This is a genomic window from Staphylococcus sp. 231237_7MaSpsaltlick (assembly GCF_043107035.1).
The window spans coordinates 1-255 of record NZ_JBICNX010000470.1 but is presented as its reverse complement, the minus strand read 5'-3'; the positions used below and the strand labels follow the sequence as shown (position 1 = coordinate 255).

Genomic DNA, 255 nt, shown 5'->3' with positions numbered 1-255 from the left:
GAAACCGGAGCTAATACCGGATAACATTTGGAACCGCATGGTTCTAAAGTGAAAGATGGTTTTGCTATCACTTATAGATGGACCCGCGCCGTATTAGCTAGTTGGTAAGGTAACGGCTTACCAAGGCGACGATACGTAGCCGACCTGAGAGGGTGATCGGCCACACTGGAACTGAGACACGGTCCAGACTCCTACGGGAGGCAGCAGTAGGGAATCTTCCGCAATGGGCGAAAGCCTGACGGAGCAACGCCGCGT

General features: G+C 53.3%; 1 rRNA gene. It reads left to right on the top strand.

Annotated elements, in window-relative coordinates:
* Window positions 1-255: ribosomal RNA gene (locus ACF91D_RS32385) — 16S ribosomal RNA — on the top strand; the annotation flags it as partial.